Source organism: Paraliomyxa miuraensis (genome assembly GCF_026337845.1).
Taxonomy (GTDB): domain Bacteria; phylum Myxococcota_A; class Polyangia; order Nannocystales; family Nannocystaceae; genus Paraliomyxa; species Paraliomyxa miuraensis.
In genome coordinates, this window is record NZ_JAOVZF010000154.1 from 392468 (window position 1) to 398768 (window position 6301).

Annotated in this window: 10 protein-coding genes; 9 read left to right on the top strand and 1 reads right to left on the bottom strand. The window is 67.2% G+C overall.

Annotated elements, in window-relative coordinates:
* Positions 1 to 27 precede the first annotated feature (27 nt).
* The 9 genes from OEB96_RS23755 (at position 28) to OEB96_RS23795 (ending at position 5904) form a co-directional block, all read left to right on the top strand.
* Positions 28 to 1047, top strand: a complete 1020-nt coding sequence (locus OEB96_RS23755; protein WP_266218991.1) for an Rpn family recombination-promoting nuclease/putative transposase — start codon at positions 28 to 30, stop codon at positions 1045 to 1047.
* 58 nt (positions 1048 to 1105) lie between these two features.
* Positions 1106 to 1549 (top strand): hypothetical protein, encoded by a 444-nt coding sequence (locus OEB96_RS23760; RefSeq protein ID WP_266218992.1) that lies wholly within the window; start codon positions 1106 to 1108, stop codon positions 1547 to 1549.
* Positions 1550 to 1606: 57 nt separating this feature from the next.
* Positions 1607 to 1936 carry a FliH/SctL family protein gene (locus OEB96_RS23765; protein ID WP_266218993.1) on the top strand — a complete coding sequence of 110 codons (330 nt, stop codon included), beginning with the start codon at positions 1607 to 1609 and terminating at the stop codon, positions 1934 to 1936.
* A 62-nt stretch (positions 1937 to 1998) separates the two neighbouring features.
* The gene (locus tag OEB96_RS23770) at positions 1999 to 2196 is read left to right on the top strand and encodes a hypothetical protein (protein WP_266218994.1); all 198 of its coding nucleotides are present in this window, start codon (positions 1999 to 2001) and stop codon (positions 2194 to 2196) included.
* Between the two features lie 95 nt (positions 2197 to 2291).
* On the top strand, positions 2292 to 2501 hold the full coding sequence (locus OEB96_RS23775; protein WP_266218995.1) for a hypothetical protein: 210 nt from the start codon (positions 2292 to 2294) through the stop codon (positions 2499 to 2501).
* 52 nt (positions 2502 to 2553) lie between these two features.
* Positions 2554 to 2730, top strand: coding sequence for a hypothetical protein (locus OEB96_RS23780; protein WP_266218996.1), 177 nt, complete (start codon positions 2554 to 2556; stop codon positions 2728 to 2730).
* Between the two features lie 247 nt (positions 2731 to 2977).
* On the top strand, positions 2978 to 4033 hold the full coding sequence (locus OEB96_RS23785) for an Rpn family recombination-promoting nuclease/putative transposase (protein ID WP_266218997.1): 1056 nt from the start codon (positions 2978 to 2980) through the stop codon (positions 4031 to 4033).
* A gap of 165 nt (positions 4034 to 4198) precedes the next feature.
* Entirely contained in the window at positions 4199 to 4348 is a 150-nt protein-coding gene (locus OEB96_RS23790) for a hypothetical protein (protein ID WP_266218998.1), read from the top strand.
* A 47-nt stretch (positions 4349 to 4395) separates the two neighbouring features.
* Positions 4396 to 5904, top strand: a complete 1509-nt coding sequence (locus tag OEB96_RS23795; protein WP_266218999.1) for a DNA repair protein RecN — start codon at positions 4396 to 4398, stop codon at positions 5902 to 5904.
* Between the two features lie 63 nt (positions 5905 to 5967).
* Here the strand turns inward: OEB96_RS23795 and OEB96_RS46685 are convergent, their stop codons facing one another.
* On the bottom strand, positions 5968 to 6135 hold the full coding sequence (locus OEB96_RS46685; RefSeq protein ID WP_407674670.1) for a helix-turn-helix transcriptional regulator: 168 nt from the start codon (positions 6133 to 6135) through the stop codon (positions 5968 to 5970).
* Positions 6136 to 6301: the final 166 nt, after the last annotated feature.

A 6301-nucleotide genomic window follows, 5' to 3' on the forward strand; every position in this document is an offset into this window, starting at 1 on the left:
ACACGGTAGAGTCCGCGAAGAGTCTCGATGGCCAAGCGCAAGAACGGCGACGACCCGGTCGCTCACAATCCGCACGACGGCCTCGTGAAGCGGATCTTCACCAACCCCGAGGCCGCAGCCGCCGAGCTGAGTCAGGTGCTTCCGTCCGCGCTCACCAGCCGACTCGACTGGAAGACGCTCCACGTCGAGCCGAGCTCGTTCGTCGACCCCGAGCTCGAGCACCGCACCAGCGACATCCTCTACTCGATCGCGCTCAGCGGCTCCACGCGCAGGATTTCGATCTACGTCGTGCTCGAGCACCAGAGCACGCCCGACCCGGTGATGGCGGCTCGCTTCGTGGTGTACGTGGGCCGGCTCTACGAGCGTTACCTCAGCGAGCACAAGGGCACCAAGACGGTTCCGCTAGTCGCCCCCGTGCTGCTCTACCAGGGTCCCAAGGGCTGGACCATGCCGCAGCGGCTCTCCGAGCTGCTCGACGTGCCGCCCGAGCTACTCGAGGCGTTCCCCTCCCCCATCGAGCTCGCCTTCGTCGTCGACGACCTCGGGGAGTCGGTCCTCGGTGACCAGGTGACCCATGACCAGCTCGTCCGCAACCGCGGCCTCGCGTTGGCGGAGATGGCCCGCACCATGCTGTGGCTCTACCACCACCCCGAGGCCACCGACGGCGAGCGCGCCGCCCTGCTCGGCCTGCTCGGCAACGTGATCGCCGAAGCGTGGGGCCCCAAGGCGGTCAAGCCGTTCCTGACCTACTTCCTGTCCGTGTTCGGACCCGAGTCCCCGGTCCGAGGTATACTGCTCGCGTCCGCCAGCAAGGAGACCCGCCACTTGTACGCCACCATCCGAGAACAGCTCATCGCTGAGGGACAGGCCAAGGGTGAGACCAAGGGCATGGCCCGCATGCTGGAGCGGCTGCTCGACACACGCGGGCTGTCGCTCACCCGCGACTTGCGAGATCGGCTGGCCGGGTGCCAGGACGAGAGCCTGCTTCAGCGATGGTTCGATCGCGCAATCACGGCAACGTCGCTCACCGAGATCTTCGACGACTGAACCGGCCGTTCCTGACCTACTTCCTCTCCGTGCTCCGACCCGAGACCCCGGTCCGAACATGCTGCTCGCGTCCGCCAGCAAGGAGGCCTGCCAGATGTACGCCACCATCCGAGAGCAACTCTACGCCGAGGGATGGGCCATCGGCTTCATCGAGGGTCGCGCCAAGGGCATGGCTAGCATGCTGGAGCAGCTGATCGACATGCGCGGGCTCTCGCTCACCCACGAGCTGCGCGAGCGGCTGGCCGAGTGCCAGGACGAGAACCAGCTTCTGCAGTGGTTTGATCGCGCAGTCACGGCGACCTCGCTTGCCGAGATCTTCGACGTGGAAGGTATACTCAAGGGCATGGCTCGCATGCTGGAGCGGCTGTTCGTGTTGCGCGGGCTCTCGCTCACCGACGAGCTGCGCGAGCGGCTGGCCGAGTGCAAGGACGAGAGCCTGCTCCAGCGGTGGTTCGATCGCGCCGTCACGGCGACCTCGCTCACCGAGATCTTCGACGACTGAAGCGGCCGTTCCCAACCCACTGTCCTCTGTGCGCGGACCCGATTCCCCGGTCCGAACATGCTGCTCGCGTCCACCAGCAACGAGACCCGCCAGATGTACGCCACCATCCGAGAGCAGCTCATCGCTGAGGGAATGGCCGACGGTCTGAAAAAAGGAATGGCTGACGGTCTTGCAAAGGGCAAGGCCGACGGCATTCGCGAGGGTCTCGCCCGAGGTGAAACCAAGGGCATGGCTCGTATGCTGGAGCAACTGCTCGGCATGCGCGGGCTATCGCTCACCAACGAGCTGCGCGACCGGCTGGCCGGGTGCCAGGACGAGAACCTGCTGCGGCGGTGGTTCGAGCGCGCAGACACGGCGACGTCCCTCACCGAGATCTTCGACGACTGAACCGTTCCTGACCCACTTCCTCTCCGTGCCCGTGCTCGCCCGCCAGCAAGGAGACCCGCCAGATGTACGCCACCATCCGAGAGCAGCTCATCGCTGAGGGAATGACTCGCATGCTGGAGCAGCTGCTCGACTTGCGCGGGCTCTCGCTCACCCACGAGCTGCGCGAGCGGCTGGCCGGGTGCCAGGACGAGAACCAGCTTCTGCAGTGGTTCGATCGCGCAGTCACGGCGACGTCGATCACCGAGATCTTCGACGACTGAACCGGCCGTTCCTGACCTACTTCCTGTCCGTGCCCAGACCCGAGTCCCCGGTCCGAGGTTTACTGCTCGCGCCCGCCAGCAAGGAGACCCGCCAGATGTACGCCACCATCCGAGAGCAGCTCATCGCTGAGGGACAGACCAAGGGCATGGCGAGCATGCTGGAGCAGCTGATCGACATGCGCGGGCTCTCGCTCACCCACGAGCTGCGCGAGCGGCTGGCCGGATGCCAGGACGAGAACCTCCTTCTGCGGTGGTTCGAGCGCGCAGTCACGGCGACCTCGCTCACCGAGATCTTCGACGACTGAACCGTTCCTGCCCACGTCCTCTTTGTGCCCGGACCCGAGTCCCGGTCCGAACATGCTCGCATCGGCCAGCAAGGAAGACCCGCCCGTTGTACACCACCATCCGAGAGCAGCTTCCGAGGCCGAGTATCTCGACCTGCTCCTCGCGCTGGTCACCGCGCTCCGGACGACCGTGGTGATGGCCCGCGGCAACGGGGTGTGGGACGAGAGCTCGGCGGCCGTCCAAGGCTGACCTGCTCCCGGTGGGGTTGAGATTCTCGACCATCAACCCCGCCGGGCCGATCTAGGGCGGGCCCGGACACTGGGACCCACGGTCGCGCGCCGCACCCCGGAACCACACACTACGCTCACCGGGCGCTGCAGGATGGGCTCGAGCGTGCCGGCGCCGCCATCGAGAACGCCACCAACGGCGGCGGCTGAGCCACGGCGGTCCAGTCGCCCACCCGATCCTCACACGGTAGAGTCCGCAACGAGTCTCGATGAGCAAGCGCAAGCAAGGCGACGACCCCGTCGCCCACAATCCGCACGACGGCCTCGTGAAGCGGATCTTCACGAATCCCGAGGCCGCAGCCGCCGAGCTGAGCCAGGTGCTTCCCTCTGCGCTCACCTCCCGGCTCGACTGGAAGACGCTGCACGTCGAGCCGAGCTCGTTCGTCGACCCCGAGCTCGAGCACCGCACCAGCGACATCCTCTACTCGATCGCGCTCACCGGCTCCACTCGCAGGATCTCGATCTACGTCGTGCTCGAGCACCAGAGCACGCCCGACCCGGTGATGGCGGCGCGCTTCGTCGTCTACGTGGGCCGGCTCTACGAGCGCTATCTCGGCGAGCACCAGGGCACCAAGACGGTGCCGCTCGTCGCTCCCGTGCTCCTCTACCAGGGTCCCAAGGGCTGGACCATGCCGCAGCGACTCTCCGAGCTGCTCGACGTCCCGCCCGAGTTGCTCGAGGCGTTCCCCTCCCCCATCGAGCTCTCCTTCGCTGTCGACGACCTCGGGGAATCGGTCCTCGGTGACCAGGTGACCCATGACCAGCTGATCCGTAACCGCGGCCTCGCGCTGGCCGAGATGGCCCGCACCATGCTCTGGCTGTACCACCACCCCGAGGCCACCGTCGGCGAGCGCGCCGCCCTGCTCGGTCTGCTCGGCAACGTGATCGCCGAAGCGTGGGGCCCCAAGGCGGTCAAGCCGTTCCTGACCTACTTCCTGTCCGTGTTCGGACCCGAGTCCCCGGTCCGAGGTATACTGCTCGCGTCCGCCAGCAAGGAGACCCGCCAGATGTACGCCACCATCCGAGAGCAGCTCATCGCTGAGGGAATGGCCAAGGGTGAGACCAAGGGCATGGCCGACGGTCTTGCAAAGGGTAAGACGGTGGGCATGACCAGCATGCTGGAGCAGCTGCTCGACATGCGCGGGCTCTCGCTCACCGACGAGCTGCGAGAGCGGCTGGCCGGGTGCCAGGACGAGAATCTCCTGCGGCGGTGGTTCGAGCGCGCATTCACAGCGACGTCACTCACCGAGATCTTCGACGACTGAACCGGCCGCTCCGGACCCACTTCCTCTCCGTGCTCGGACCCGATTCCCCGGTCCGTGGCACACAGATAGTCCGCCACCAAGGAGACCCGCCAGATGTACGCCACCATCCGAGAGCAGCTCTACGCTGAGGGATGGGCCATCGGTCGCGCCAAGGGCATGGCTAGCATGCTAGAGTTGCTGATCGACATGCGCGGGATCTCGCTCACCGACGAGCTGCACGAGCGGCTGGCCGGGTGCCAGGACGAGAACCTGCTTCTGTTGTGGTTCGATCGCGCAGTCACGGCGACCTCGCTCGCCGAGATCTTCGACGACTGACACCCGTGATCGCCGAGACACGGTGTTCGAGCACAGGAGCCCACGCGATGAGCAACGCCTGGTGTGATGTCCTGGGCATCAAGGTCCCCACCCTCGAAGCGGTGCGGGACCACCCCAGCGCCAACACCTACTCGCTGCTCCTCGTGGCCCTGCTCGAGCGTGGCGAGCCCATGACCCTCGTCGAGGTGGCAGCCCGCTTCGCCGACGCCGGGATCGCGCCGCCCGAGCGCGCCCTCTTGTCGCTGCAGCGCTGCAAGCCGGGCCGGGCGCCCGTCTACCGTGACGGCGACCGCTATGGCCTCGACCCCCACGACGACGAGCTCGACCTGTGGGCGTTCCGCCTTGGCCTGCGCCCTCCCAAGGTCTCTCGGCCCAAACCCGAACCCCCGAAGCTCGAGCCCATCCCCAGGCCCGAGACCCCGCTGAGCGTGAAGGAGCTCGACGAAGCCTGGAAGGGCGCCAACCTCCAAAACTGGTCCGCGCAGCGCGTCACCCTGGCCGTGCTCGATGCCCACCGCGAGCCGATGCTGCCGCAGCAGGTGATCGACTTCGTAGCCGCGCGCACCCGGTGGTTCCGGCTTCCCGCGGACACGCCCAGCTTCACCCGCAAGAACGCAGCTGTGACCATCCTTCCCGACGGACGCTGGGCGATGATCGCCAGCCCGGGGCAGTTCCTGATCGATGCTCGCAACGCGGTCCGAGATCGAATCGAGCGGCTCCGTTTCAATCCACCCCCTCAGCGCACCTCCTCCGAAGACATCGCGCGCATCCTCGAGGAAGAGGAGCGCAAGCGACTCGCCCATGCCGCGGAGCTGGCCAAGCTCCGTCGGGTGCTGCTCTACGCGTTCCCGGCCAAGGACCCCCAGGCGCTGGCGCTGCTCGACGTGGCCGGCCACGAGCTGGCGACCTTCGTCGGTGAGCAGGAGCTCGCGGCGGCCCGCGAGCGCCTGGCGACCTTCGATGTCATCGGCGCCATGGATGTTCGCGGATTGTTGCGCGGACTGGGGTTCGACCCGGGCTCACGCCGTCTCGCCGATCTGGGGCCTCCGCAGAAGTCCAAGCAGATCAACAAGCGCGGCCGAACCCTCAAGATCACGACCGAGCTGCTGATCCAGGGATCCTGCGGCATCAGCCGGCCCTTGGGCGATCCCAAGAAGCTCGCGGCATACCTCCGCGACGGCGACGACAAGAAGCTGCGTCGCCGCCTCGAAGCCAATGTCAAGGCGTTGCATGCCCTCTACGAGTACGGCTGCTTGCACGGTGCCGTGCGGCTGCGCTGGGGGTTCCTCGACGAGCTCATCCCGGCGCCATGGGCCCACCCAGACGAGCCCAAGCTGCGCCACCTCTGCAAGGCCGCGCTCGAGGCCGGCCTCCCGCTCGAGGTCGTGGTGGGATCCGCCCCGGGCTGGGCCGACCCCTGGGCTCGTGTCCGCTTGGCCCACGCACACAAGGCCGCCACCGGCTGGCGGATCTGGCTGACCGACGACCTGGGCTTCGAGATCAACGAAGCCGACGTACAGCGGGCTCGCCTTCGTACCCCCTCGCACCAGCACTGAGCGATTGCCCGACACCCACGGTCTCTCGCTCACCGACGAGCCGGTGATAACCGAGGCACGAGATCAACCGGCCGTGCTCGATCGCAGACGCGCGTCTCGCCACGCCCGTAGGTCCGCGACGCGGTAGAAGACGCGGCGGCCCATCTTGACGTATGGCGGACCCCCTCCTCTGCTGCGCAGCGTGTTGAGCGTCGACGGGGACAGGCCGACGACGCCGCTGGCCTGCTTCACGTCGAGAACCTCGGGCGCATCATTGGCCGCGGGTCGCGGTACGAGATCGAGCCTTGGTGGGCGGGCGACACGGCCCAGGAAGGGTGTCGTTGTTCACGATCATGACCCACCCGTAGCCGGGGTTTGTTCACGACCATGGCCCACCCTGGGGGCGGGTTGTTCACGA